24 protein-coding genes are annotated in these 22,448 nt (G+C 55.5%); 13 read left to right on the top strand and 11 right to left on the bottom strand.

The window, feature by feature from the left end:
• The first annotated feature begins 64 nt into the window (after window positions 1-64).
• Entirely contained in the window at window positions 65-877 is an 813-nt protein-coding gene (locus IEX10_RS10155) for a response regulator (protein WP_188674181.1), read from the top strand.
• A gap of 74 nt (window positions 878-951) precedes the next feature.
• Here the strand turns inward: IEX10_RS10155 and IEX10_RS10150 are convergent, their stop codons facing one another.
• A complete protein-coding gene (locus tag IEX10_RS10150) occupies window positions 952-1,449 on the bottom strand; it encodes a Dps family protein (protein WP_188674178.1) in 498 nt (165 codons plus the stop codon).
• Between the two features lie 80 nt (window positions 1,450-1,529).
• Entirely contained in the window at window positions 1,530-1,700 is a 171-nt protein-coding gene (locus IEX10_RS10145) for a DUF1328 domain-containing protein (RefSeq protein ID WP_101653833.1), read from the bottom strand.
• A 168-nt stretch (window positions 1,701-1,868) separates the two neighbouring features.
• Here IEX10_RS10145 and IEX10_RS10140 point away from each other — a divergent pair, with 168 nt between their 5' ends.
• Both IEX10_RS10140 and IEX10_RS10135 read left to right on the top strand, forming a co-directional pair.
• The gene (locus tag IEX10_RS10140; RefSeq protein WP_188674175.1) at window positions 1,869-2,198 is read left to right on the top strand and encodes an ElaB/YgaM/YqjD family protein; all 330 of its coding nucleotides are present in this window, start codon (window positions 1,869-1,871) and stop codon (window positions 2,196-2,198) included.
• Between the two features lies 1 nt (window position 2,199).
• Window positions 2,200-2,547 (top strand): phage holin family protein, encoded by a 348-nt coding sequence (locus tag IEX10_RS10135; protein WP_188674172.1) that lies wholly within the window; start codon window positions 2,200-2,202, stop codon window positions 2,545-2,547.
• A gap of 14 nt (window positions 2,548-2,561) precedes the next feature.
• Here IEX10_RS10135 and IEX10_RS10130 read toward each other — a convergent pair whose 3' ends face one another.
• From IEX10_RS10130 to IEX10_RS10120, 3 genes are read right to left on the bottom strand one after another with little or no spacing between them, the layout of a single operon-like run.
• Entirely contained in the window at window positions 2,562-3,167 is a 606-nt protein-coding gene (locus tag IEX10_RS10130) for a hypothetical protein (protein WP_188674169.1), read from the bottom strand.
• A complete protein-coding gene (locus IEX10_RS10125; RefSeq protein ID WP_188674166.1) occupies window positions 3,164-5,401 on the bottom strand; it encodes a xanthine dehydrogenase family protein molybdopterin-binding subunit in 2,238 nt (745 codons plus the stop codon). Before IEX10_RS10125 ends, IEX10_RS10130 begins: the two co-directional genes overlap by 4 nt.
• A gap of 2 nt (window positions 5,402-5,403) precedes the next feature.
• Window positions 5,404-5,862 carry a (2Fe-2S)-binding protein gene (locus IEX10_RS10120; RefSeq protein WP_188674163.1) on the bottom strand — a complete coding sequence of 153 codons (459 nt, stop codon included), beginning with the start codon at window positions 5,860-5,862 and terminating at the stop codon, window positions 5,404-5,406.
• A 140-nt stretch (window positions 5,863-6,002) separates the two neighbouring features.
• Here IEX10_RS10120 and IEX10_RS10115 point away from each other — a divergent pair, with 140 nt between their 5' ends.
• The gene (locus tag IEX10_RS10115) at window positions 6,003-7,004 is read left to right on the top strand and encodes an AraC family transcriptional regulator (RefSeq protein ID WP_188674158.1); all 1,002 of its coding nucleotides are present in this window, start codon (window positions 6,003-6,005) and stop codon (window positions 7,002-7,004) included.
• Window positions 7,005-7,010: 6 nt separating this feature from the next.
• Here the strand turns inward: IEX10_RS10115 and IEX10_RS10110 are convergent, their stop codons facing one another.
• Entirely contained in the window at window positions 7,011-7,247 is a 237-nt protein-coding gene (locus IEX10_RS10110; protein WP_069298400.1) for an Lrp/AsnC ligand binding domain-containing protein, read from the bottom strand.
• A gap of 121 nt (window positions 7,248-7,368) precedes the next feature.
• On the opposite strand from IEX10_RS10110, the gene IEX10_RS10105 reads away from it, so the two are divergent.
• Window positions 7,369-8,172: a hormone-sensitive lipase gene (locus IEX10_RS10105; protein ID WP_188674155.1), complete on the top strand. Its 804-nt coding sequence runs from the start codon at window positions 7,369-7,371 to the stop codon at window positions 8,170-8,172.
• A 199-nt stretch (window positions 8,173-8,371) separates the two neighbouring features.
• Window positions 8,372-8,773, top strand: coding sequence for a DUF2147 domain-containing protein (locus IEX10_RS10100; RefSeq protein ID WP_188674152.1), 402 nt, complete (start codon window positions 8,372-8,374; stop codon window positions 8,771-8,773).
• 149 nt (window positions 8,774-8,922) lie between these two features.
• Here the strand turns inward: IEX10_RS10100 and IEX10_RS10095 are convergent, their stop codons facing one another.
• The gene (locus IEX10_RS10095; protein WP_188674149.1) at window positions 8,923-9,948 is read right to left on the bottom strand and encodes an alcohol dehydrogenase catalytic domain-containing protein; all 1,026 of its coding nucleotides are present in this window, start codon (window positions 9,946-9,948) and stop codon (window positions 8,923-8,925) included.
• Window positions 9,949-10,060: 112 nt separating this feature from the next.
• On the opposite strand from IEX10_RS10095, the gene IEX10_RS10090 reads away from it, so the two are divergent.
• On the top strand, window positions 10,061-10,879 hold the full coding sequence (locus IEX10_RS10090) for an SDR family NAD(P)-dependent oxidoreductase (protein WP_188674148.1): 819 nt from the start codon (window positions 10,061-10,063) through the stop codon (window positions 10,877-10,879).
• A gap of 490 nt (window positions 10,880-11,369) precedes the next feature.
• On the opposite strand, the gene IEX10_RS10085 is transcribed toward IEX10_RS10090, so the two are convergent.
• Both IEX10_RS10085 and IEX10_RS10080 read right to left on the bottom strand, forming a co-directional pair.
• Entirely contained in the window at window positions 11,370-11,738 is a 369-nt protein-coding gene (locus IEX10_RS10085) for a hypothetical protein (RefSeq protein WP_188674145.1), read from the bottom strand.
• A 72-nt stretch (window positions 11,739-11,810) separates the two neighbouring features.
• Window positions 11,811-14,246, bottom strand: coding sequence for a calcium-binding protein (locus IEX10_RS10080; protein ID WP_188674142.1), 2,436 nt, complete (start codon window positions 14,244-14,246; stop codon window positions 11,811-11,813).
• Window positions 14,247-14,546: 300 nt separating this feature from the next.
• Between IEX10_RS10080 and IEX10_RS10075 the strand changes: the two genes are divergently transcribed.
• The 3 genes from IEX10_RS10075 (at window position 14,547) to IEX10_RS10065 (ending at window position 17,918) form a co-directional block, all read left to right on the top strand.
• The gene (locus IEX10_RS10075) at window positions 14,547-15,569 is read left to right on the top strand and encodes an aspartate-semialdehyde dehydrogenase (RefSeq protein ID WP_188674138.1); all 1,023 of its coding nucleotides are present in this window, start codon (window positions 14,547-14,549) and stop codon (window positions 15,567-15,569) included.
• A 313-nt stretch (window positions 15,570-15,882) separates the two neighbouring features.
• Window positions 15,883-16,095, top strand: coding sequence for a hypothetical protein (locus IEX10_RS10070; RefSeq protein WP_188674135.1), 213 nt, complete (start codon window positions 15,883-15,885; stop codon window positions 16,093-16,095).
• Between the two features lie 143 nt (window positions 16,096-16,238).
• The gene (locus IEX10_RS10065) at window positions 16,239-17,918 is read left to right on the top strand and encodes a DUF4139 domain-containing protein (protein ID WP_188674132.1); all 1,680 of its coding nucleotides are present in this window, start codon (window positions 16,239-16,241) and stop codon (window positions 17,916-17,918) included.
• Window positions 17,919-18,002: 84 nt separating this feature from the next.
• Here IEX10_RS10065 and IEX10_RS10060 read toward each other — a convergent pair whose 3' ends face one another.
• A complete protein-coding gene (locus IEX10_RS10060) occupies window positions 18,003-18,656 on the bottom strand; it encodes a carbonic anhydrase (protein WP_188674129.1) in 654 nt (217 codons plus the stop codon).
• A gap of 143 nt (window positions 18,657-18,799) precedes the next feature.
• Between IEX10_RS10060 and IEX10_RS10055 the strand changes: the two genes are divergently transcribed.
• Window positions 18,800-19,204: a hypothetical protein gene (locus IEX10_RS10055; RefSeq protein ID WP_188674126.1), complete on the top strand. Its 405-nt coding sequence runs from the start codon at window positions 18,800-18,802 to the stop codon at window positions 19,202-19,204.
• Between the two features lie 190 nt (window positions 19,205-19,394).
• On the opposite strand, the gene IEX10_RS10050 is transcribed toward IEX10_RS10055, so the two are convergent.
• Complete coding sequence (locus IEX10_RS10050) at window positions 19,395-20,408, bottom strand: asparaginase (protein WP_188674123.1); 1,014 nt, start codon at window positions 20,406-20,408, stop codon at window positions 19,395-19,397.
• A gap of 201 nt (window positions 20,409-20,609) precedes the next feature.
• Here IEX10_RS10050 and IEX10_RS10045 point away from each other — a divergent pair, with 201 nt between their 5' ends.
• Entirely contained in the window at window positions 20,610-21,128 is a 519-nt protein-coding gene (locus IEX10_RS10045) for an invasion associated locus B family protein (RefSeq protein ID WP_229678503.1), read from the top strand.
• 122 nt (window positions 21,129-21,250) lie between these two features.
• Window positions 21,251-22,447: a dual-specificity RNA methyltransferase RlmN gene (rlmN, locus tag IEX10_RS10040; RefSeq protein WP_229678502.1), complete on the top strand. Its 1,197-nt coding sequence runs from the start codon at window positions 21,251-21,253 to the stop codon at window positions 22,445-22,447.
• The last annotated feature ends 1 nt before the right edge of the window (window position 22,448 follow it).

Below are 22,448 nucleotides of genomic sequence, written 5' to 3'. Positions count from 1 at the left end.
ACTAGGGAACCAAACGCGCAAGTGTGCGTTTGGTTCCAAGGAATACGAAAAAAAGGCGAAAAAAATGTCGACCACCCACTCCAATGAAGATTTTTCCGATCAGGTAGCCCGCGAGCTTCCGTTTTTGCGCCGGTATGCCCGCGCATTGACGGGCACGCAGAGCAGTGGCGACCAATATGCAGTTGCCACGCTTGAGGCGATTTTGCAGGACCGGTCGATCTTCGACAATACGCTGTCCGTAAAGGGGGGACTGTTCAAATGCTTTCATGCGATCTGGGCCAGCACCGGGGCGCCGGTTAATCGGGATGAAGCAGGCGAACTTGGCGCCGCCTTTAAACATCTTGCCGCACTTGGGGCCAACACCCGCGAAGCATTGCTATTGTCCACGGTAGAAGAATTCTCCATCCAAGAGATCGCTCTCATCATGGAAGCTTCCCGCGATGATGTGCGCCATCTGATCAGCACCGCCCGCAAGGACATGGAAGACAGCATCTCCGGCAGTATCATGATCATCGAAGACGAACCGATCATCGCCGCCGACATCAGCGCGATTGTCACCGATCTTGGTCATAAAGTAACCGGCATTGCCCGCACACGCGCTGCGGCAGTTGAACTGGGCAACAAGAAGAAACCGGATCTGATCCTTGCGGACATCCAACTGGCCGACAATTCTTCGGGCATTGATGCGGTGAATGATCTGATGAAAGACCTCGGCGATACGCCAGTTATCTTCATCACAGCATTCCCTGAACGCTTGTTGACTGGGGATCGTCCCGAACCGGCCTTCCTGATCGCCAAACCTTACAAGGAAGAGCAGGTGCAATCCGCGGTAAGCCAAGCCATGTTCTTTGCCTCTACCGAGACTTTGAAAGTCTGATCCTTTCGCCAATTTTTGAAAACTGAACCGCCCGCTGTATCCAACAGCGGGCGGTTTTGGTTATCGCGTGCAAACTATTTCGCCGTGATCGCCTTTAACATCCAGACCGCTTGTTCGTGGAACGCGGCGCGTGCTGTCGCAAGGTCCTCTGTCACCGGATCGCCGTGATCCCCAGCCAGCTTGGTCAGCGCGTGCAGGCGATGGGCGACGGTCTCGTGATCCTTGGCCAGATCAGCGACCATTTCACCGGCAGAAGGCTGACCGTCGAGGTCTTTGATGCGGGAATCCTCTACGATTGCGGACAGGTTCGACGGGGCAAGCTGGCCCAACGCGCGAATGCGTTCGGCGAGTACATCAGCTGCCTCGAACAGGTTCTGGTATTGCTCCTCGGTCAGTTTGTGCAACGAGAAGAACAGCGGCCCCTCTACATTCCAGTGATAAGCATGTGTCTTGAACATCAGGCGATAAGTATCTGCAAGAACATCGCCCAGTCCCTTGGCAATAGCACCTGCATTGCGCACGCCAGAATTTACATCGTGCTCGGAGGGGACAACATTAAGGGGGGAAGTCATGGTTAAAATCCTTTCTTCAGTAGAAACGGCCTCTGCAGGAAACAGAGGCCGTGGTTCAATTCAGGTCAGGCGCGTATGCGTTATCTCGATGCGCCGCGCATGGCGCGCACCACAAGCATCAGGACGAACAGCGCTACGAATACAAAGAACAGCAACTGCGCGATACCAGCCGATGCCGAAGCGATCCCGCCAAAGCCAAACAACGCCGCAACGATCGCGACAACGAAGAAGATTACAGCCCAATATAACATATTTTAGTCCTTCCAGTTTCAATCACTGCGCCGTCATTGACGCTTTCATGCTGAGTCAACACGTCGCAGTGAGAGAAGTTCCCGAAAATTTATTTTTCAAATGGTGGAACCATCGGCTGGGGTTGTGCGTTTTGCGGGTGAATGCTGTTTAAATAAAGGAGTTCAGATATGGCACGTACATCTGCAAATGGTTCAGGCAAAGACGCAACAGTGGCCGATCTGAGCGCACAAATCGAAACCCTGCGCAAAGACCTAAGCGCGTTGAGCGGTACAATCAACGATCTCGGCAAAGCCAAAAAAGCCGAACTGAAAGAGGCCGCGACGGACCGTGTCGATGCTGCCCGTGAAAAGGGCGCCGAGGCCGCTGAGGCCGTTACAAACCGTGCCAAGGAAGTTCACGAACAGGCCAACGATTTTGTGAAATCCCAACCCGCTACAGCCCTTGGCATTGCTGCCGGTCTCGGGTTTCTGGTGGGTATGCTGAACGCGCGCCGCTAATATGCTGTCCCAGTTCAAACACGCCGCTGCACGCACCGCCCGACGGGCGGGATTGCTGTGCGGCGGCGCGGTTCTGATGCTCGTAGGACTGGCCTTTCTAACCGCAAGCCTTTGGCTGCACCTGTCACTGGTCTATGGCGCAGTCTTTGCGGCAACCGTCATCGGCACTGCCTATTTCGGCATTGGCCTTTTGATTGTCGGGATCGCCGCCGCGGGCGAGAAACGGATGCCAGTGGAAGAGCACCCGCCGGTTCATGTCCACAAACGCCCCCCGCCAGCAGATGGCCCTGCAATCGTTGAGGCGTTTTTGTACGGGCTGCAAGCGGGCACCAGTGCCAAAAAGTCCTGAACCCTAGACCCGCCCTACTCGGGACAGGGCATTCCCGCTGCTCCCCAATGAAGGATATCCTCGATGTGCGCCGCAAGCGTTCCGGGTGCCGGTTCACGGTTTCCACCTGGTTCCCACGCCCAGTGCAGGATCACATCATGGCCCAAATGCTCTGCGATTTCGGTGTAGTCACGATCTCCGTTCAGTTCGGGATCACGCAACTGGTTGCAGATCGTTTGCGCGGATTGGCCGAACCAATGCGCCTCAACCGGGGCAAGCCGCCAGTCATCGGGCACCGCAGGCGGGCTGTGGGGCACATTTGAATTTTCCCCAAGATGACACGTCGCACAGGGCAGGGTTTCCGCCCCGATCCGGCTGTCCCCCGCACGAATGTTCATCCCATGGGGCCGCGTCCGCCCGTAACTTTCACCGGACCACATCGGCCGGTCGCTCGGCCCAACGTGGCAATTGGCGCAGCGCGGATGAGAGACCACAGCGAACATGCGTTCCCAAGCCTCCAGTCCCTGCTCTCGGGACACAGTACCGATGGCCGGACCTGCGGGAACCGCAACCTCGGCCGAGACAGGCAGCGGGAGACACAGCCCAACAGCCAGCAGCGCTTTGCTCAAGAACCGTTTCATACGAAATCCACAAACTTGTTGAACGGCATTTCACGCAGACGCACACCCGTCGCATCAAAAATAGCCGAGGCCAGAGCAGGGGCCGCCGGCGGCACCGGAGGCTCCCCTATTCCGCGAATGTGGCTGTTATGCTCCAGCGATTGGACTGTGATCCGTGGGCATTGGTACATCCGCAACCCTTCGTATTCGTGAAAGTTAGTCTGCTCTATCCCGCCATCTGCGATGGTTATCTCGCAGTTCATTGCGTGTCCCAGCCCGAAGACAACACCGCCCTGCACCAGATTTTCAAAGTTCACTGGATCGATCACGCGGCCCACATCTGTGGCGACGAACACATTGTCGATCCGGATGCCATCCGGCGTGTTCGTGACCTCAACCACTTCGGCTACCGGCGTGCCGAATGACATACAAAACGCCACCCCGCGTCCGCGATCAGGGCCAAGATCGCGACCCCATTCCGACATTTCGCCGACCGTTTGCAGAACCCTGCGTGACACGTCATCCGTGCACAGCGCGATCCGTTGTTCCAACTGGTCACCGCCCGCTGCCGTGATCAGTTCGCTTAGGAAACCTTCGTGAAAGAATGCGTTTTGGGACGCCCCGACGGAACGCCACGAACTGACAGGCGCCATATTTTGCGCACGATGCGCGGTGATGCGGTAGTTTTCAATCCCGTAAGGCTGATCCCATAACGCCTGAGAAATAGAGCTGTCCGGACCGGGCATCGCCAAACCCTGACGCTCCGCCATTTGCGAGGCGAGGACAGACGGCGCACTTACTGCCAGATCGAGCGTTTTAACCCTGCCCTCTGACACAGCTCCTCGCATCCGCGCAATCGCGGCGGGGCGCAGGTAGTCGTGGCCGAAATCCTGCTCGCGGGAAAACGTTAATTTTACTGGAATGCCCTTCATCTCCATCGCCAACTCGGTACAGCGGCGGGCGACCTCATCTTCCAGACGGTGGCCGAAACTGCCCCCCATCATCTGCCCGTGGACATGCACCTGATCCGGCTCAACCCCTGCAATCGCGGCGACATTGTTTTGGGTAAAACGAGGCACCTGCGTACCGGTCCAAACGTCCACCCGACCCTCAGAAACCAACACAACCGCGTTGATCGGTTCCAGCGGCGCATGGGCCAGATAAGGCGCACGGTATTCCGCTGTCAAAGGCGCATCGCCCAGCGCATTCGACACATCCCCGTCGTCACGGCCCTGACTGTCCGGATCGGTCTCAAACGCCTGTTCCAGCGCGGCCCAGTGATCTGCCATTTCCGGCGCGAACACCGCTGGCCCCCAATCACACTCCACCGCAGCCGCAGCCTGAAATGCCCGCCACGTGTTGTCGGCAATCACCCCGACACCGCCCGTCACCGGTACGATCTTTTTCACACCGCGCATGTCTTGCGCAGCGCTGGCATCAAAGCTGTCCAGCGCCCCACCCTGACGGGGATTTAGAACCACTGCAGCGTGGACCATACCGTCCAGTTTCGCATCAATTCCGTAGTCCAGCGTGCCGGTAGATTTCGCCACCGTATCCACCCGCAACATCGGTTTTCCGATAAGTCGCCATTGTTCCGGCTGGCGCAAGGAAACCTCTGCTACCGGTTTGATCTGTGACGCCTCGGTTGCCAGATCCTGATAAGGAATTTCCGTATCATCGGGCAGGATCACCGCCCCGCCCTGTGTGCGCAACCGCGCGACATCCACGCCGGTTTTCTGCGCCGCCGCCGCTTTCAGCGTTTCCCGCGCCACCGCCCCTGCGATCCGCAGTTTTTCGTAGCCGTCAGCCACTGTGCTGGAGCCGCCCGTGACCTGCATCCCCATGACCTTCATCACAGCACCAACCGTGCCCCGCGCCGCCGTGGCAATGGCCCCCTGATCGGTCGCCGCAAATGGCACCGCTTCATCCGCAAGTGCGCGGTTCCAATAGGCCGGGCTCGGAACACCCGGATCAACCCTGATCTGGTCCAGCTCAACGTCCAGTTCTTCGGCAATCATCGCCGCCTGCACGGAATAGGCACCCTGCCCTTTGTCAGCGCGCGGCGTAATCAGGGTAACGCCCTCTGCGTCGATCTTCACATAGGGGGTCAACGCCGCCTCTCCCGCATCAAGATCGGCCAGAAGCGGGTTTTCGACCGGCTTTTTGTAAAGGTAAAATCCGAAGGCAACGCCCCCGACAACCGCAGCAGAGCCGACCAGAAACGCCCGCCGTCCGATGGTTTTTAAGCATCCCATGATCAGGCTCCGTTCAATTTGGCCGCAGCCGTTTTCACCGCCGCGCGGATGCGCGGGTAGGTCCCACAGCGGCACAGATTGGCGGACATGGCCGCGTCTATATCTTCGTCGGTTGGTTCGCTGTTCATTTCAAGAAAGGATGCCGCAGCCATGATCTGGCCGGATTGGCAATACCCGCATTGCGCCACCTGATGTTCGATCCAGGCCGCCTGTACGGCATGTAAGCTTTCTGGCGTGCCGAGCCCTTCGATGGTTGTCACCTCACCATCAACCGCCCCCACCTCGACAGAGCAGGACCGCACAGCCATGCCGTCAATATGCACGGTACACGCCCCGCACTGTGCAATCCCGCAGCCGTATTTCGGTCCGGTGATCCCAAGTTCATCCCGCAAGACCCACAAAAGCGGCATCTCCGGTTCTACATCCACCGAATGCTCGGCACCATTAACGGTTAATTTCAAGTTGGAATCCCTCCGGTCTGCGATTTAACAGATATAACCCTCGCGCGGGGAAATGTTACTTGCATATTGCGCCAGTTTACTAACAAAGAGTGCCAAAATGACGGGAAACCGTTTCACACCGCGCCGGACGCTATACAATTATGTCTATGAACAAACGCACCCGCTATCATGTTGCACAGGATATGCAGACTATGTGCGCCCTGCTCAAGATCGATCCCAAGTCGGTTTTGCGCCGCGCCGGGCTGCCGCCGGATTACTTTGACCATGATGATCGCGGCCTTCTGCCCCATCAGATTTTCGCCCTCTGGGATGCTGCCGCGGCAGAGTACCGGAAGCCGGATCTTCCCGTGTTCCTTGGCAAATCGCTGGCCCACGGGATTTTCGGATCTGTGGTGCTGGCCTTTACCTGTTCCCATACGGTGCAAGCGGGGTTGAACCGCATTGCGATCTTCAAACCGCTGATCGGGCCGATCCAGCTGGACATTCACACCGATGAAACCCGCCTCACGCTGACCATCACATCAACCGAGCCGGACCTTGACCTGCCCGCAGTGCTTGGCGCGATGGATCTGGTGTTCTTCGTTGAACTGATCCGCACGACCACTGCGGAACATGTGGTGCCCCTGTCGGCCAGCTTGCCCCATTTGCCCCCCGAAACGAAAGATATAGAGGAGCACCTCGGCATCCGGATCACCCGTGGGGAAAACGTCACACTGACCATTTCGCGGGACGATGCCGAACGGCGGTTGGTGACAGAGAACCCGAACTTGTGGGCGGTGTTTGAAACCGATCTGAAACGCAAACTCGAAGCGCAGACCGGAAACACACCCACGGCGGACCGGCTGCGCGATGCCCTTTATGAGATGCTGCCAAGCGGCCAATCCTCGGTCGAGTCGGCCTGCCAGAAACTGCATCTGTCCAAACGCTCGCTCCAACGTCACCTGCAACGGGAAGGCAGCAGTTTTCAAAAAGTTTTGGACGCAACGCGCTCAGAGCTTTCGCTCCACTACCTGCGCATGGACAATATCAGCATCGAGGAAATCTCATACCTGTTGGCCTTTCGCGATCCCAACAGCTTTTACCGCGCGTTTCACAGCTGGACCGGAATGACCCCTGCGCAAGCGCGAACATTCGCTGAATAAGACGCTTTAAAAGGCCTTGAAAGTCAGGATGGTGTGGGTGCGCTCTATCCCTTCAATGTCAAGAATATAGTCATTGATGAACCGGCCCGTATCTTCGCCCTCGGGGATATAAAGCTTTAACAGCAAATCCCAATCACCGCTGGTGGAATGCAGCTCGGCGTAATTTTCCCGCAAGGCGATTTCATCTGCAACCTGATAGGTCGAACCGGGTTTGCAACGGATCTGAATAAAAACAGTGTTCACGACATGGGCCTTTCGCTGACTTGAACTTCACCGGAAACTCACCCGAAACGGGCGCGGCGTCAATGACACGGTTTCCATTTCAAGCGAACCATGATCAAAGTTGCGCAATGGGAGAATACGCATGATTGACTGGAACGATGCCTTTGCCAATGGCGCCTATATCAATGGGGCCGCCGATTATCTGGAAGAGTGGCCCAAAAGCGCCGCGGCCTTTCGCGCCACCCAAACGAACGCAACACTGGATCGCGCCTACGGGTCAAAACCGCGCAATCTGTTTGATCTGTTTCACCCCGAAGGCCCCTCCAAGGGTACGGTGATTTTCGTACACGGTGGCTACTGGCACCAGCTTGATAAAAGCTATTGGTCACACCTTGCTGCCGGTCCGCTGGTGCAGGGCTGGTCCGTTGCCTTTCCGGGTTACACGCTCGCCCCTGAAGCCCGCATCAGCGAGATCACACAGGAAATCGCCGCCGCCGTGACAGCCATCGCGGCCATCACCACCGGCCCTTTGCGCCTGACAGGGCATTCCGCAGGCGGGCATCTTGTGTCGCGGATGAATTGCACGAACAGCAGGTTGGCCCCTGCCGTACAGGGCCGAATCGCTCATACGATTTCGATCTCCGGCCTGCACGATTTACGCCCATTGGTTGAGACCGATATGAACGACACGCTTAAACTGGACACTTCCGAGGCCGAAGCCGAGAGCCCGGCCCTGCTGGACGCCCACCCCGACTGCTCTATCACCTTCTGGGTCGGAGCCGCTGAAAGACCCGAGTTTTTGCGACAGAACCGGTTGATCGCCGAGAAATGGTCTCGCGCGGGAATAAAGGCGACGGATGTTTACGCTGCGGACCAACACCACTTTTCTGTCATCGCTCCGCTCAGAGAACCAGACTCCCCCCTCACACGCGCGCTTCTAAGCTAACCCTCTTCCATTTTCTTAAAATATCCGCGGGGGTGCGGGGGCGGCAAGCCCCTGCTTTCAAATGGTTTTCCTCATACCCGAACGCCCCCCGGTGTAATAATAAGTGATTTGTCCTGAAACGGGGAATCACGATACTCTAAAGCTGCTCGCAGATCACAATTTGACCTGCGCAAGCGATCTTTCTGCCTGAGAGTTTGCCATGAACCTACCCGTTCATACCGTATTTGCGGCCCTGTTAACTGTCCTAGCTACCTCCACAATTGCTGCTGCTAACGATCCAGCAGTGGGGATCTGGAAGACTGAGCCTGATCGAAAAAAGCTGATTTCCCACATTCGGATTCACCAGTGTGGCTCTAAACTTTGCGGAACCGTGATCCGAGCATTTGATTCGAACGGAAAACAGGCTAATACAAAGCATGTAGGAAAAGAACTTTTCTGGGGGATAGAGCCTTTGGGCAACGGCGATTACAAAAACGGGACGGTTTACGTGCCGCTTCTTAACGTCAAAGCCAAGGCATCCATGCAACTCAGAGGCCGAAACCTTCACGTGACAGGCTGCAAAGGCGGTGTCTGTGACGGGCAGGTTTGGAGCCGGTTTTAAAATTCAGTTTCGCTGCAGCGTTCCGCCAACCGTTCTGGGAGGAAATGGTTTTGGGCTGTGAACCTCGGCGGAAGGCCTGCAAGGCCACCCCGAAAGGGGTTTGGCGGGACGATCTCAGCATCGTCCCGCCAAAATTTTGTCTCACCGCTTTACGGCTTGATCATGATCTTACCGTCTTTGATCTGGGTCGCCGCAGCCAGTCCTGACACAACGTCACGCAACGGCAGATAAGTCGCCACATCCGTGGACCAGCGCCCGTCGGCAAAACGGGTTTGCACTTCTTTCGCCAGATCCGCCATCAATGCACCGTTGTCCTGCATCCAACGGGTCAGCCAGAAGCCTTCGATCACTTTGGACTGGAAGATCAACTGGCCCATCTGCGTCATCGGGAACAGTTCGGGGTTCAGCTTGCCATAAGTGACCCAGCGCGCATTGTTCGGCATGGCAACAAAAACCTTTTCGGAAATCGCATCCGTAACCGCATCAAGAAAGACGCGGGGTTTTAGTGCACGGCTGGCAGAAGCAAACTGTGCTTCGAAATCGTCTGCGGTAACGTCCAGAACCTCGGTCGCGCCCAGCGCACGCAGGGCATCCGCACTGTCCATCCGGCGCACCAGACAAATTGTCTTCAGCCCCTTGTCCCGCGCCAGACCGATCATCAATTTACCAAGCTGGCTCGCCGCCGCAGAGATCACGAAACAATCGCCATTCTTTTCCGCAATATCCACCATCGCGATGGCCGTCAGCGGGTTCACAATCTGCGCCGCGCCGTCTTCATCTTTCACCGCAGGATGCAGTGGAATGCACATCGCCGCTTGTGTCACACAATATTCGGACCATGCACCAGAACCTGCCGCCACAAAAGCGACCCGTTTACCGACCAACCCTTCCGCACCTGCACCCGCAGCGACAGCATCACCGCAACCCTCAAATCCGGCAGGCGCTCCTTTGACACAAGGCTGGCCGTATTCGCCTTTGATAAAGTGCAGATCCGATGGATTGACCGAAGCCATCCGCAGTTTGATCAGCACTTGCCCGGCAGCCGGTTCTGGCATCGGCAACGTCGCGTCTTCAAGGTAGAGGGAGGCATCGGAAATGGCTGGCCCTTCGGATTTGCCCGAATAGCCCTCCAGCTTCTGGATAATCGAAAACGTCTGTTCTGGCAGATCGCTCATGGCGGGCTCCTAACTGTGACGCCGCGTCGAGGCGGCAATTTGCTTGGCATCACAATAGCCCAGCGCCTAAGCTGTCAACATACACGCTACGGCAACTAGGGAAGAGACAAACATGCTTAACGAACTTTTCGGCCTTTCGGGAAAGACCGCACTGATCACCGGAGGCGGCTCTGGCATTGGCGCCATGATGGCCGAAGGATTTGCCCAAGCTGGCGCAAGGGTGATCATCTGCTCGCGCAAGCTGCATCAGGTTGAAGAAACCGCCGCCGCTATCAACGCAAACAATCCTGCAGGCAGTGTTGAAGCGTTTTCCGGAGATGTATCGAGCGAAGAAGGCATCGACGCGATCGTGGCAGAGGTCACGTCGCGCACTGACAAGCTGAACATCCTGGTGAATAACGCCGGTATCAGCTGGGGCGCGCCACTGGGGCAGTTCCCCCATTCCGCATGGGAAAAGGTGATGAATGTTAACGTTGCCGGTCTGTTCCACCTGACCCAACAACTACTGCCCCTTCTGATCGAAGCGTCCAGCGACGCAGATCCGGCGCGGGTTCTGAACCTCGGGTCTGTTATGGGGAAACACCCGCTCGGCGATGGCGCTTACAGCTATTCCGCGTCCAAGTCAGCAGTGCACCACATGACCGCAATTCTGGGCAAGGAGCTGGCAGGCCAGCGCATCACAGTAAACGCTTTGGCACCTGGACCTTTCCAGTCAAAGATGACCGCCTTTGCGACCGCGAAGGAAGAGCAGGCCAAAGCCGTGGGCGGCGATGTACCCATCGGGCGCATCGGCGCGCCGTCTGATGTACAGGGCGCATCGCTGTTTCTCTGCTCCAAAGCTGGCGCCTATGTGACGGGCGCCATCCTGCCGTTGGATGGGGGTATCCACCTGATCACTGGACCAAATTTGTTTGGCTCCGCGATGAGCTGAAACAAATCGGGCCGCTGTGGAAGTTCCTCAGCGGCTCGTATATCTTGAAAATCTTAATTTTTTCTTGAAGTTACCGCGTCCCGCTAATCAATGCTTGCGTTAGTGTCAGGCACAGACCAACGGCATCAACCGTAGAACGCAAGCATCAAAGCAAGCAGCACAAAGCCGGCAATCAGCCCCATTGCAAAAGCTGCAGCAAATAGAAGTGTCATTTATTTCCCCACCAAAAGATTGCAATCCCGCTGCCGGTTGTTCCCACACTGTTCAGCGATGACGCCCATCCTCTCGTCCATTGTGGGGAGAGTGACGACGGACTGCAAGAAATAATCCGGAAATAGCGTGTTTCAAGGCGCTAAACCGTTATCAAAACATCGCGCCCCAACCGCGTCACACCGAAGGGGTGTGCTTTCCCGAACAGGCTTCTACCAGCGATTGGCATGCTCTGTGGCGACTGCTCGGCCGTATAGCGAATCACCTCGCGAAATTTAACTTAGTCGAGCGTGATCTCGTATGCTTCGCCGGTCCCGTGAACGGAATCCTTCGCAATGATAACCACCTTGGTCGCGTCCTCCGGTATCGTGACTCCGCGTAAGGTTCGGGTGAAGGGTTGCTCCTCCACATGAGGATGGGCAAGCTCGCGGTAGCCAAGCTCGGTTCCATCTGGAAGATAAACGCCCCAGCCATCGGCATAGTGGTCCCAGCCGGTATCTTCATGGCGGAGCGTCACGGTAACGGTCCATGTCTTGCCGGAGCGTTGCAGCTCTGCTTTTTCGACAACTGCCGTACCGGCCACTGCCGCCGAGGTTAGTAGAACCAAAGTAGCGATGGCGGCCCAAATGAAGTTTTTTGTGTGTTTCATGAAGTATGTTTAACCCGCCACGCCTAAGGCGCAAAGAAATAGACGCCCCGTTCACGCGAATGCGAAGCCCAATCATAAGACGAAGTTCTCTGCGTTGAGGCTGGCGCGCGCCACGTCAGGCAAGATAATCCTTTCACCGCTACTGCCTCCCGCAAAGGCGTAGAGATCTATAACGGTTGCCCAGCCTTCATCAATCAGGTGTTCCCGCACTTCGGACCAGTCGATCCAGAAGGTAGACAGATCAATCTGATCAATCGAAACGTCAAAATCGTGGATATAATCCCGTCCGGATCCTGCGGAAAATACGAACACATCCCTATCGCTGTCGCCGGTATAACCACCGCCCCAAAGGTTGTCATTCCCTGCGCCACCCTCAATTCTGTCGGCCCCAGCGCCACCAAAGAGTTTATCTGCGCCAGCGCCACCCACCATCAGATCATCGCCACTGCTCCCGTCCAGTTCATCCTTATCGGACCCTCCGAAGATTTGATCGTCACCGGAACCACCTCTAATTTTATCCTCTCCGCTTTCACCGGAAATCCTGTCCTGTCCGCGCCCTCCAAAGAGCCGATCATCGCCTTCTCCGCCAAATAGAGTGTCTGCGCCCGCGCCCCCGAGTGCTTTGTCACCACCCGCACCGCCGTAGATTTCATCCTGTCCAGCGCCGCCGTAAAGAATATCGTCGCCTCCGCCCTGCATCTGCACCTGAGGGTTTCGCAGATAGAACGGCGCATCGGCGTCCCGCAACGCGAATAAGTCGACGGAGTTTGGATCAACCGCGCCGTCATCGTAACCGGCGCTTTCGGTGACACCCCGAAAGCGGGCAAAAGCAGCCCCACCGTCCCAGTCGGCATAAAGCTGATAGATCGCACCCGGTTCAGCCGTGTCACCCTCCGCATCACGGCCTGATGCCCCTAGTCCGAAATAAAGCTCTCCATCTCCGTCCACGAACACCGTGGACACATCCCCCGCTGGCATCCCGTCATGGAAACCCTCGAAGGTTACGATCCGGTTTATTTTGATGGAGGTTATGACCGGATATCCACCAATCGCAAGATCGTTCAGATCGATACGTATCAATTGACCATTGTCCCCGGCCTTGGAAGGTGCGACCACGCCGTACCACAGGTTTTCCAAAGGACTGTACGCCACATCCTTCAAATCTTGGGAAAATAGACCTGCTGGGAGAGAGTAACGCTGCACTACGGGATCGCTAAAAGCGTTGAAATTATCCACGTCTATTTTGGTGATACCGCTAAAATTCGCATCAAATATCCAAAGATTGCCGTAGCTGTCGAAATCACCAGCCATCCCCGAAGCACCGGTAGCACCCGCTCCGTAGACCGTCCCCTTCGCGTCAAATAGAACGAGGTCGCCGGTGCTGACCGCTTTTCCTCGGTCGTCCAAACCTGCGCTTGTTGCCACCCCATAAATCAGATCATCTTGAGAGTTATAACCTAACGCTCCCACACCAAAATCAGCCCCGCCCCCAAGCGCAAGGGTAGTGGCGCTGCTGCCTTCGAAACGGGTCAATTGGCCGTCCAGAACGTGGAACATGCCTTGTTGACCTGATGCGAATGCCGAAACGTCTATTAAACGCCCGTTGATCCTTACCGCTGAATCATAGTGCAGCACTGGTGTGTCCGCATTAATCTCCGGTCTTTCTGACCCGCTAAACGCAAAATCTTTAAATAAAAGTGTACCCGTTTTTCCTTCTCCAACGACGTCTATGGTGTGGGTCGAATAACCGCCGCGATCCGCTTCAAACCGTCCAACCCGTTGATTATTCCAATAAACTGCCACGCCCCCTGCGCCGGAAGCCTCAGCCAGATTAGCGGCGAGGTCGAAAGATATCCGGTAAGACACGCCATTTTCGGTATCAAGCGTTTGGGACATGCGCGCGCCGCTGCCATCATCCGAACCGTCCCAATTGCCCCAGCCTGCAAATGCCGCAAGGTCGGTTGCATCGGCATCCTGCATGGAAGCTGCCAGCAGGTTTCGCCCCGATCCGTCCCCGTAGACCAGATCATCGCCAGCGCCACCGGTGACCCTGTCATCACCGGCACCCCCTTCTGCGAAATCCGCCCCTTTACCCAGTTTCAGATGATCGCGTCCCAAGCCGCCAAAAACGAAATCATCACCCGAGCCAGCGTTTAATTGATCTTGACCGGCATTTCCGAACAGTAAATCAGTCCCGCCTTTGCCCTGCAAAACATCATTACCACCCCCCGCCTGAATTACATCGTTGATGGGCGGCCAGACGAAAGCAGTTCGTTCTGAAACCTGCGGCGTATAAATCCACGTACGACCATCGTAAGACCAGCCATCGGCGAGCAGATCGAAAACCTTATTGCCCGTAGTGTCTTCTGTTATTGCGCCCGTTCCCGTTGGCCCATCCGAATACGTATTAACCGGATTGCCCCCCTGAAAGGCTTCATCCTTCCGTGTGCCCGAAATCAAGACGCCATCTACCGGGTTTCCTTGCCAAACCCGACTTTCGCCTAACATTGAAAAATCTCCTAACCGCTGGTTCGAAGAAAGAAATAAGCTGCAAATCTGAACGAACTGCTAATCGCGGGACTCCAAATACGGAGGATTTGAAGCGCTTTTTATGGATTTTTCTCTGAGAAGTTCACCTTTTCGACATAATACGGCCGGTAAAACGGTCAGAGAGCACCGCGCCCCTTTCCCTTAAGCTGTTTTCCAGTTATGAGGCCGCGTCCCTTCGGGGGTTTGTCCAATCAAGCACGATGTGCGGCAGCAAACGTCAGTTCAGCGGCACAACGTCAAAACCTAGGAGAAATATACATGGGCTACCGTGTTGTTGTCGTAGGCGCCACTGGCAATGTGGGCCGCGAAATGCTGAATATTCTGGCCGAGCGCCAGTTCCCCGTAGACGAACTTGCAGTGCTCGCATCGCGCAAAAGCAAGGGAACGGAGTGCAGCTTTGGCGACAAGACGGTTAAGACGGAAGATCTGGACACTTTCGACTTCACCGGCTGGGACATTGCACTGTTCGCGGTAGGCTCTGAAGCGACGCAACAATATGCACCAATCGCCGCCAAAGCCGGTTGTGTGGTGATCGATAACTCGTCGCTGTACCGCTACGATCCCGACGTGCCGCTGATCGTGCCGGAATGTAACCCCGACGACATCGAGCAGTATTCCAAAAAGAACATCATCGCTAACCCGAACTGTTCAACCGCGCAGATGGTAGTGGCGCTGAAGCCGTTGCACGACCGCGCCAAGATCAAACGGGTTGTTGTGTCCACATATCAATCGGTTTCCGGCTCAGGCAAGGACGCGATGGATGAGTTGTGGAACCAAACCAAGGGCATGTATGTTCCAGGACAAGAGGTCGAACCTTCTGTTTATCCGAAGGAAATTGCTTTTAACGTGATCCCGCACATCGACGTGTTCATGGATTCCGGCGACACCAAAGAAGAATGGAAGATGGTTGCCGAAACCAAAAAGATCGTCGATCCGGCGATTAAAGTGACAGCGACCTGTGTCCGCGTACCCGTTTTTGTAGGCCATGCGGAATCGATCAACATCGAATTTGAAGACCATCTCGATGAAGACGAAGCCCGCGAAATCCTTCGCGAGGCGCCAGGCATCATGGTTGTGGATAAGCGCGAAGACGGCGGTTACATCACTCCGAAGGAATGCGTGGGTGAATTCGCGACCTATATTTCGCGCATCCGTCAGGACAGCACAATCGACAATGGTATCAACCTTTGGTGTGTCTCTGACAACCTGCGCAAAGGTGCAGCGTTGAACGCGGTGCAAATCGCCGAACTGCTGGGACGTCGGGTTCTGAAAAAAGGCTAACGCCTCCCACACCTGCTGCAAACGAAAAATGACCCCTCGTATCTGTCTGGTACGAGGGGTTTTTATCGCACTCCAGCCCGCGACGGCATTCAGGGGCGTGCTAAAAAGTCACTAACGGAACACTAAAACCACGCGAAACTCCTTTGTTTCATAGGGGTCACGACAATATAGCAACAAAATCATTGGCTTCTAAATTTCAGGAACCACCCTTAAAATTTTGTTGTCTTAACCACTGTTTGGCCCTATTTCAACGAAATCGGAAGCGACAAGAATTAACGGACTGCTCTCCGACTTATCTCAGGAAAAACCGAATATGAACGTCTCTCGTTTCACAGCTTTCGCAGCCGTGGCTGCGTCCGTTCTCGCGATGCCAGCTTCTGGCGCATTTGCCGCTTCGCGCGACAAACTAACCCTAACCGTGCCCAAAGGGCTTTGCGCGAAAGAGGTTACAGAACTAGCAGCGCAATCCGTCACGAAACCGGCATTCACCGTCTATGCAGCACCGCGTGTCCGCCACTGGCCCTGACAACCTTGCCCCGTCTGTTCGTACAGGCTGGGTTTTTCATTTTTTAGAACCAGCCACCATGTCCCATTTAGGTGCTGCGGGTTGAGATTCCCCAGCACCGGCTTAGATTGAAATTCAGTCACTTCAACGAAACGGGATTAAAAATGAAACCGATTTTAGCCGCATTGTTCGCAACAACAGCTTTGCCTGCCTTCGCTGATACCATAGTTCTTAAGACAGAGGTGACGGAGGCGTTGATAACGGGTCAGGGCGGTATTATCACCTATTCGGCGCCTGTGACCTTAACACCTGGCACCCACAGTTTGATCGCCTACTTGCCCGTTAGCGGTTATGAAAATGCAGTGCCGGAGGTGCAGTTTGGGGGGGCTGATGGCATACGTGTCATCTCTCAATCTGCCGCGAATTTTCACGCGCCACCAATCCGGCGCACGCCATCTGCAGGCTTGCAAGTCGCTATTGATGCGCGAAATCAGGCCCAGGCGGCACTGCGTGCGTTTGAAGAACGGTATGAGGAAAATCAAGCATCCCTGCTCGCAGCGGAGTTGAAACTGACACTAGTGCGCAGCACCGCAGAAACCGGATTGGCCGGACAGCGTGATGCAATACAGGCAGATCAGCTGACCGCAGTGGCCGATGCAATAGGAGAAACCGCCCGCGCGGCGCAACAGCGCATTGCCGCGATCAAAACGGAACTGGCATCTATGGAGCCGGAGCGTACAGTCTTGCAAGAAGATCTCGCTCATGCGCAAGAGATCGTAGAGCGCTTGCAACCCCGCAGCCACGAACAAATCCGCCAGATTACAACACGTATCGAAGTCACCGCTGCGCAGGCTGTGACCGTGGAATATGACAATCTCCAGCCCGCTTATTGGCAGCCGACCTATGCGGCCGACCTGACCCAAGCCGGCGCCAAAGGCACGCTGGAGTTGCGGCGCTCAGCGAAAGTTTCAGTGTCCCGTGAAGGCGAAAAGCCGTTTCACAGTTGGGATGATGTGAAGATTACATTGTCCACGGCCAACCTGCGCGACAGCACCGGAACGGTCATTCCATACCCCGATCTTAAGCGCCTGGTAGATGAGGTGAAGGCCCGCAAATCTGGGTCCGTCGGCGCCGATTATGAAACCAACGTCATGCGGTTGGATGCACCAGCGCCTGCCCCGATGGTCGAGGCCGCAGAACAACCCGCAGGTGCAAATTTTGCTGGCCAAACCCTTTTGTTTGATCTGGGCGACGGGCACAGCATGGATTGGAGCGCTGCCACTAGCACCTTCAATATAGACACGCTGGTCTTTTCTGCTGACTTGTATGGGATGGCAAATGCAGCGCGGGACGAGAACGCATTTCTTTATACTGACCTTGAAAACGACACCGGCGGCATTCTTCTGGCTGGGCAAGTCGACCTGTCCCGTGACGGCACGCCGATTGGCACCACCTACCTGCCAAGGCTCAGCCCGAACCAGACAGAGCCGATCGGTCTGGGGCCGCTCTATGGCATCCGCCTGCAACGGGATGTTCTGGGTGTTGCTGAAGGGGATAGCGGGTTCATAACCTCCCGGTCCGAGATCAACCAGTCCTACAAAACCACGCTGTTTTCTGCGCTGGATTACAACATGCCGGTTAAACTACTCGACGTAGTGCCCACATCTGAAGATGACGATCTGAACATCCGCCTACAAGCCACGCCCGCACCGGACGAACTGAACCGCAATGGCAAACGCGGAGTTCTGGTTTGGGATCTGGAACTGGAAGCCGGCACAAGTCAGGACGTCCTGTTCGGATACCAGATGAAATGGCCGGTGGGTAAGATGCCTGTCCCGCGTTAACTTCGGTTAACTCTGTTAAAAAAAGCGACTTTTCCACTGAAAGGTCGCTTTTTTTTTTGCAAATAGATCTCGTCAGTTTCGGGATCAAATTTCGATAAACTGGCCCTGTGCCGGATCGTAGTGGGATAGCTCTCCGGTTTTGATGTTGACCGAAATACCGTGGAGCGTCAGATCCTCTGCTTCCACCCGATCGCGCACAAATGGGAAGGTCATCAGATTTTCCAGCGAAACCAAAACGCTTTGCCGCTCCAGTTCTTTGACCTGCTCTTCTTCCTTGTCCGAGGATTTAACTGCCCGATCAAAACCGGGCCGCAGAATATCCATCCAGCGTCCGACAAAGCTGGTGTCTTCCTCCAGTTCGGGCGCCTGTCCAGAACACATCGCATGACAACCGGCGACGCCACCACATTGGGTGTGGCCCATAATAATCACATTGACCACCCGCAACGTGTTCACAGCGTATTCGATCGCGGCAGAGGTGCCGTGATAATCGCGGTTCGGTTCGTATGGGGGGACAAGATTTGCGATGTTCCGGTGAATGAAAAACTCGCCTGTATCCGCGCCAAAGAGAGAGGTCGCATTCACGCGGCTGTCACAGCAGGAGATTATCAGCCCACGGGGATGCTGACCTTCATCGGCCAGTTTCATATACCACGATTTATTTTCGGAATAGGTTGTTGCCCGCCAGCCCTGGTAGCGTTTGACGAGGGAAGTTGGTAACGGTTTTGCAAATTCCATTGCGCAGAACTCCTGTAGCTTGGCAACCTTCTCCTAAACTTTAGGCCAAATTACAACCATTTCAATTTTAGTAGGTAAGTTTTTGGAAACATCTCCATCCTAGCTTCCGACATGGGAACTAAGAGATGAAAGTGGGACCAAAAATGACCTTTACATTAACAAAAAAAGATACGGTAGAACGACTGACGCTGATCGAAAAAACAGCGTTGGAAAAGGGTGCGATTGAGACATTGCAGACAAACCTCGGGCAAGGACAAGGCCGCGAAGTGGTGGAGCGTGCAGCTTGCGAAGTATCGGACCGTTTGAACGGGCTGGAGGCGGCCCTGTCTAACGGCGATCTTGAAGGGGCTGCCAGACTCTCGAACAGTCTTATCGCGATCAGCAAACAGATCGGTCTGGTCAGTTTCGCAAAGGTCGCCGGTGATCTCGTTGGTGCGATACACAACAATGATTTAGTCGCAATTGCATCTATCAGCCGGCGGCTGATCCGGCAGGCAGACGCAACATTGTTTCAGGCACTGGATTACGTGAGCGAACATCCTTTCTAAGCCGGGAACACAGCAGTCGGAGTAGTTACGCCCCCATCCGGAAGGGGGCAACCGGAGGAAGGCCGGGAACAGCCGCATCCGCAACACGATCCGGTGAGGGGGTTAACACCGTGCGCGCTGGTTTAGACAAACTGTCCCGATAGTCTCAGGACTACCCCCTATTCGTTAAGGAAAGGTAAGCGCCTCTAAATCAGATCGCAGCACCATCTGCATAGAGCGCTGATGCCGGTGCAATCCGGCCGGTTTCCAAACCTGCAAAGTTATACTGCTTCGGGCAAAGCCTTTTGATAACAGCAGGATGGTTCGGATCAGCAACCCCAAGGCGCACCAACAGCGCGGCGATGGCGGTTTCGGCCGCGCGTGTCGCTCCGTCCTGAACTTTAAGCGCCACGCCCAGCCCACGTTCCGGAAGGATCGCGATGAAGACACCTTCAGCGCCGGTTTTCACCACTGTGCGCCCGTCCATCGAATCCATTAACTCTGTGCACGCCCGTCCCTGACCTGCCACCAGTTCAGGATGCGCCTTCATTGCTGAGACCAAATCTTGCGCCGCCTGACCGCGAATTTCACCGAGCGCCGAAGGATCTGCCATCCGCGCCATCGCTGTCGCCAACCCCCGCAACGTACAAGCGTGATTGGGCGCGGAACAACCATCAATACCAAACCCCGGGGATGTCTCTCCGGTCATTTCTTCAAAGGCGGTTAGGATTGCCTGTTGAACCGGATGATCCAGCTCTACATATTCAGCGTCACCGCCCAAGTGCTTGTTTAGCGTCAGAAATCCACTGTGTTTGCCGGAACAATTGTTGTGGGTGCGGTCATGTTTCTGACCAAACCGGATCAGCTCTTCCTGCTCTTCTTTTGCGCGGGGAAATTGTGGCCCGCAGCGCAGGTCACGCTCACCCAGTTCCAGATCCCCAAGCCATTTCACTACCCGATCCGTGTGCATATGCGCACCCTCATGGGATGCGCAGGCGAGGGCGAGTTGTTCCGGCGTCAACGCAAACCGCGCCGCCGCCCCGCTTTCCATCAAAGGCAGGGCTTGAAGCATTTTGCAGGAAGACCGCGGATAGGTCACCGCGTCAATATCCCCCCATGCGGCAATCACTTCCCCGCGTGAGTCGCAGACCACTGCGCGGCCCCGATGAACAGACTCCAGAATGTCCCCACGCCACACTTCCGCCATATTCACCCAGTCACCCATGATAATGCTCCATTTTCCGCCGATTTCTGCGACTTTTTTGCCATGCTACTGGCCGATTACCTGACATTTGGTTAGGAGAAAGGCCACAAGAAAACCACATTATTCTCGTAGAAAAGGGCCATCGCAATGATGAGACAACAGTCTGTACTTGTTTCAGCACACACTAAGTCGCGGAGGCTGAGAGAAAAAATGTTCCGTTCAATGGCATATACATGTGGCTTTATGGCGGTCTGCCTCGCAGCGGCCAGCGTGGCCTATGCGCAAGATTCCACCAACCGTGTGGACGCCAAAACCGACTGGTCTGTATTTGTCGAAGACCAACCCACCAAAGAATGCTGGGTTGTTTCCAAGCCGACCAAAGTTGTGAATACCCGTGGCGGCAAAGTGGTTTCCGCACGTCGCGGCGATATTCTGTTGTGGGTGACATACCGCCCGTCAAACGGCATCAAGGGTCAGGTCTCTTTCTCCGGTGGTTATCCGTTCGATCCTGACGTGCCAGTCAATATGCTGGTAGGTGACGCGAGCTTTGATCTGTTTGTTGACGGAGAGTACGCTTGGCCTGCTACCGCCAATGATGATCAGAAAATCCGCGAAGCGCTGAAGCGCGGCGCATCTGCTATCATGACCGCGAAATCCAAACGTGGTACTCAAACCAAAGATACGTTCTCCCTGAACGGCTTTACCGCCGCACTGGCAGAAGCCGAACAGCGCTGCAGCTGACCCGCAGCAACCTCCAACACACAGGCGCGCCCGCTCTGACAGTTATTTGACTGCAGCGGGTCTACCCAAAGCCTGAAACATGCTATAACAACCCTCAATCCCCGCGATTGGGGGTTTTTTCAATGAGAGTTTCGAAAATGTCCCCATCCGAACCCGCTGCACCGATTACCCAAGACGTTATGACCATCCCGCGCAAGCAGGACCCCAGCGCCTTGCCTAACTTGGTCGGCATGACCCGTGATCAACTGACTGAAGCGCTGACCAATGTTGGCATCAAGGAAAAGCAGGTCAAAATGCGCCACGGTCAAATTTGGCAATGGCTTTACGTCAAAGGCGTGCAGTCATTCGATGAAATGACAAACCTGTCCAAGGACATCCGCGCTACGCTCGCCGAGAATTTTCAAATCGCGCGCCCCGAGATTGTGACCAAGCAGGTTTCCACCGACGGGACACGCAAATACTTGTTGCGCATTCAGGGCGGGCATGAGGTAGAGGCTGTTTACATCCCTGAAACCGATCGCGGGACGCTGTGCATTTCCTCGCAAGTGGGGTGCACGTTGACCTGTTCTTTTTGCCATACCGGCACACAGAAACTGGTACGCAACCTAACAGTTGCCGAAATTGTAGGTCAGATTTTGATCGCGCGTGACGATCTGGAAGAATGGGATATTGCACCCGGTGAAAAGCGGTTGGTGTCAAATATCGTTCTGATGGGCATGGGAGAGCCGCTTTATAATACGGATAATGTGCGGGACGCGATGAAGATTGCGATGGACGACAGCGGCATCGCCCTGTCCCGTCGCCGCATTACCCTGTCCACCTCGGGCATCGTCCCCGAAATTTACCGCGTCGGTGAAGAGATCGGCTGCATGCTGGCTATTTCCTTTCACGCCACCACCGATGATGTGCGGGACACGCTGGTTCCGATCAATCGCAAACACAAAATCGAAGAGCTGCTACAGGCCTGTCGCGACTATCCGCGCCTGTCCAACGCAGAGCGGATCACCTTCGAATATGTGATGCTGAAGGATGTGAACGACAGTGACGAAGACGCCCGCCGTCTGGTCAAACTGATCGAAGGTATCCCTGCCAAGATCAACCTTATTCCCTTCAACCCCTGGCCCGGTGCGCCTTATGAACGGTCGTCCAACAACCGGATCCATAAATTTGCTGACATCGTAAATGCAGCAGGTTATTCCAGCCCCATTCGAAAACCGCGCGGCGAAGATATTATGGCCGCCTGCGGACAATTGAAAAGCGCAACAGAACGGGCTCGCAAATCACGGGCGCAGATGGAACGTGGAATAGAGGGTTTGTAAG

Origin of the sequence: Neptunicoccus cionae, assembly GCF_014643735.1 — a bacterium.
Taxonomy (GTDB): domain Bacteria; phylum Pseudomonadota; class Alphaproteobacteria; order Rhodobacterales; family Rhodobacteraceae; genus Amylibacter; species Amylibacter cionae.
The sequence above is the reverse complement of the archived record's forward strand: the minus strand, read 5'-3'. Positions and strand labels throughout refer to the sequence as shown.

Coding starts and splice junctions, on each gene's coding strand:
- IEX10_RS10045 (WP_229678503.1), top strand. CDS start 20,610: ATGGCATATACATGTGGCTTTATGGCGGTCTGCCTCGCAGCGGCCAGC.
- IEX10_RS10055 (WP_188674126.1), top strand. CDS start 18,800: ATGACCTTTACATTAACAAAAAAAGATACGGTAGAACGACTGACGCTG.
- IEX10_RS10105 (WP_188674155.1), top strand. CDS start 7,369: ATGATTGACTGGAACGATGCCTTTGCCAATGGCGCCTATATCAATGGG.
- IEX10_RS10065 (WP_188674132.1), top strand. CDS start 16,239: ATGAAACCGATTTTAGCCGCATTGTTCGCAACAACAGCTTTGCCTGCC.
- IEX10_RS10155 (WP_188674181.1), top strand. CDS start 65: ATGTCGACCACCCACTCCAATGAAGATTTTTCCGATCAGGTAGCCCGC.
- IEX10_RS10085 (WP_188674145.1), bottom strand. CDS start 11,738: ATGAAACACACAAAAAACTTCATTTGGGCCGCCATCGCTACTTTGGTT.
- IEX10_RS10135 (WP_188674172.1), top strand. CDS start 2,200: ATGCTGTCCCAGTTCAAACACGCCGCTGCACGCACCGCCCGACGGGCG.
- IEX10_RS10115 (WP_188674158.1), top strand. CDS start 6,003: ATGTCTATGAACAAACGCACCCGCTATCATGTTGCACAGGATATGCAG.
- IEX10_RS10150 (WP_188674178.1), bottom strand. CDS start 1,449: ATGACTTCCCCCCTTAATGTTGTCCCCTCCGAGCACGATGTAAATTCT.
- IEX10_RS10145 (WP_101653833.1), bottom strand. CDS start 1,700: ATGTTATATTGGGCTGTAATCTTCTTCGTTGTCGCGATCGTTGCGGCG.
- IEX10_RS10095 (WP_188674149.1), bottom strand. CDS start 9,948: ATGAGCGATCTGCCAGAACAGACGTTTTCGATTATCCAGAAGCTGGAG.
- IEX10_RS10080 (WP_188674142.1), bottom strand. CDS start 14,246: ATGTTAGGCGAAAGTCGGGTTTGGCAAGGAAACCCGGTAGATGGCGTC.
- IEX10_RS10130 (WP_188674169.1), bottom strand. CDS start 3,167: ATGAAACGGTTCTTGAGCAAAGCGCTGCTGGCTGTTGGGCTGTGTCTC.
- IEX10_RS10140 (WP_188674175.1), top strand. CDS start 1,869: ATGGCACGTACATCTGCAAATGGTTCAGGCAAAGACGCAACAGTGGCC.
- IEX10_RS10090 (WP_188674148.1), top strand. CDS start 10,061: ATGCTTAACGAACTTTTCGGCCTTTCGGGAAAGACCGCACTGATCACC.
- rlmN (WP_229678502.1), top strand. CDS start 21,251: ATGAGAGTTTCGAAAATGTCCCCATCCGAACCCGCTGCACCGATTACC.
- IEX10_RS10050 (WP_188674123.1), bottom strand. CDS start 20,408: ATGGGTGACTGGGTGAATATGGCGGAAGTGTGGCGTGGGGACATTCTG.
- IEX10_RS10060 (WP_188674129.1), bottom strand. CDS start 18,656: ATGGAATTTGCAAAACCGTTACCAACTTCCCTCGTCAAACGCTACCAG.
- IEX10_RS10070 (WP_188674135.1), top strand. CDS start 15,883: ATGAACGTCTCTCGTTTCACAGCTTTCGCAGCCGTGGCTGCGTCCGTT.
- IEX10_RS10100 (WP_188674152.1), top strand. CDS start 8,372: ATGAACCTACCCGTTCATACCGTATTTGCGGCCCTGTTAACTGTCCTA.
- IEX10_RS10075 (WP_188674138.1), top strand. CDS start 14,547: ATGGGCTACCGTGTTGTTGTCGTAGGCGCCACTGGCAATGTGGGCCGC.
- IEX10_RS10125 (WP_188674166.1), bottom strand. CDS start 5,401: ATGGGATGCTTAAAAACCATCGGACGGCGGGCGTTTCTGGTCGGCTCT.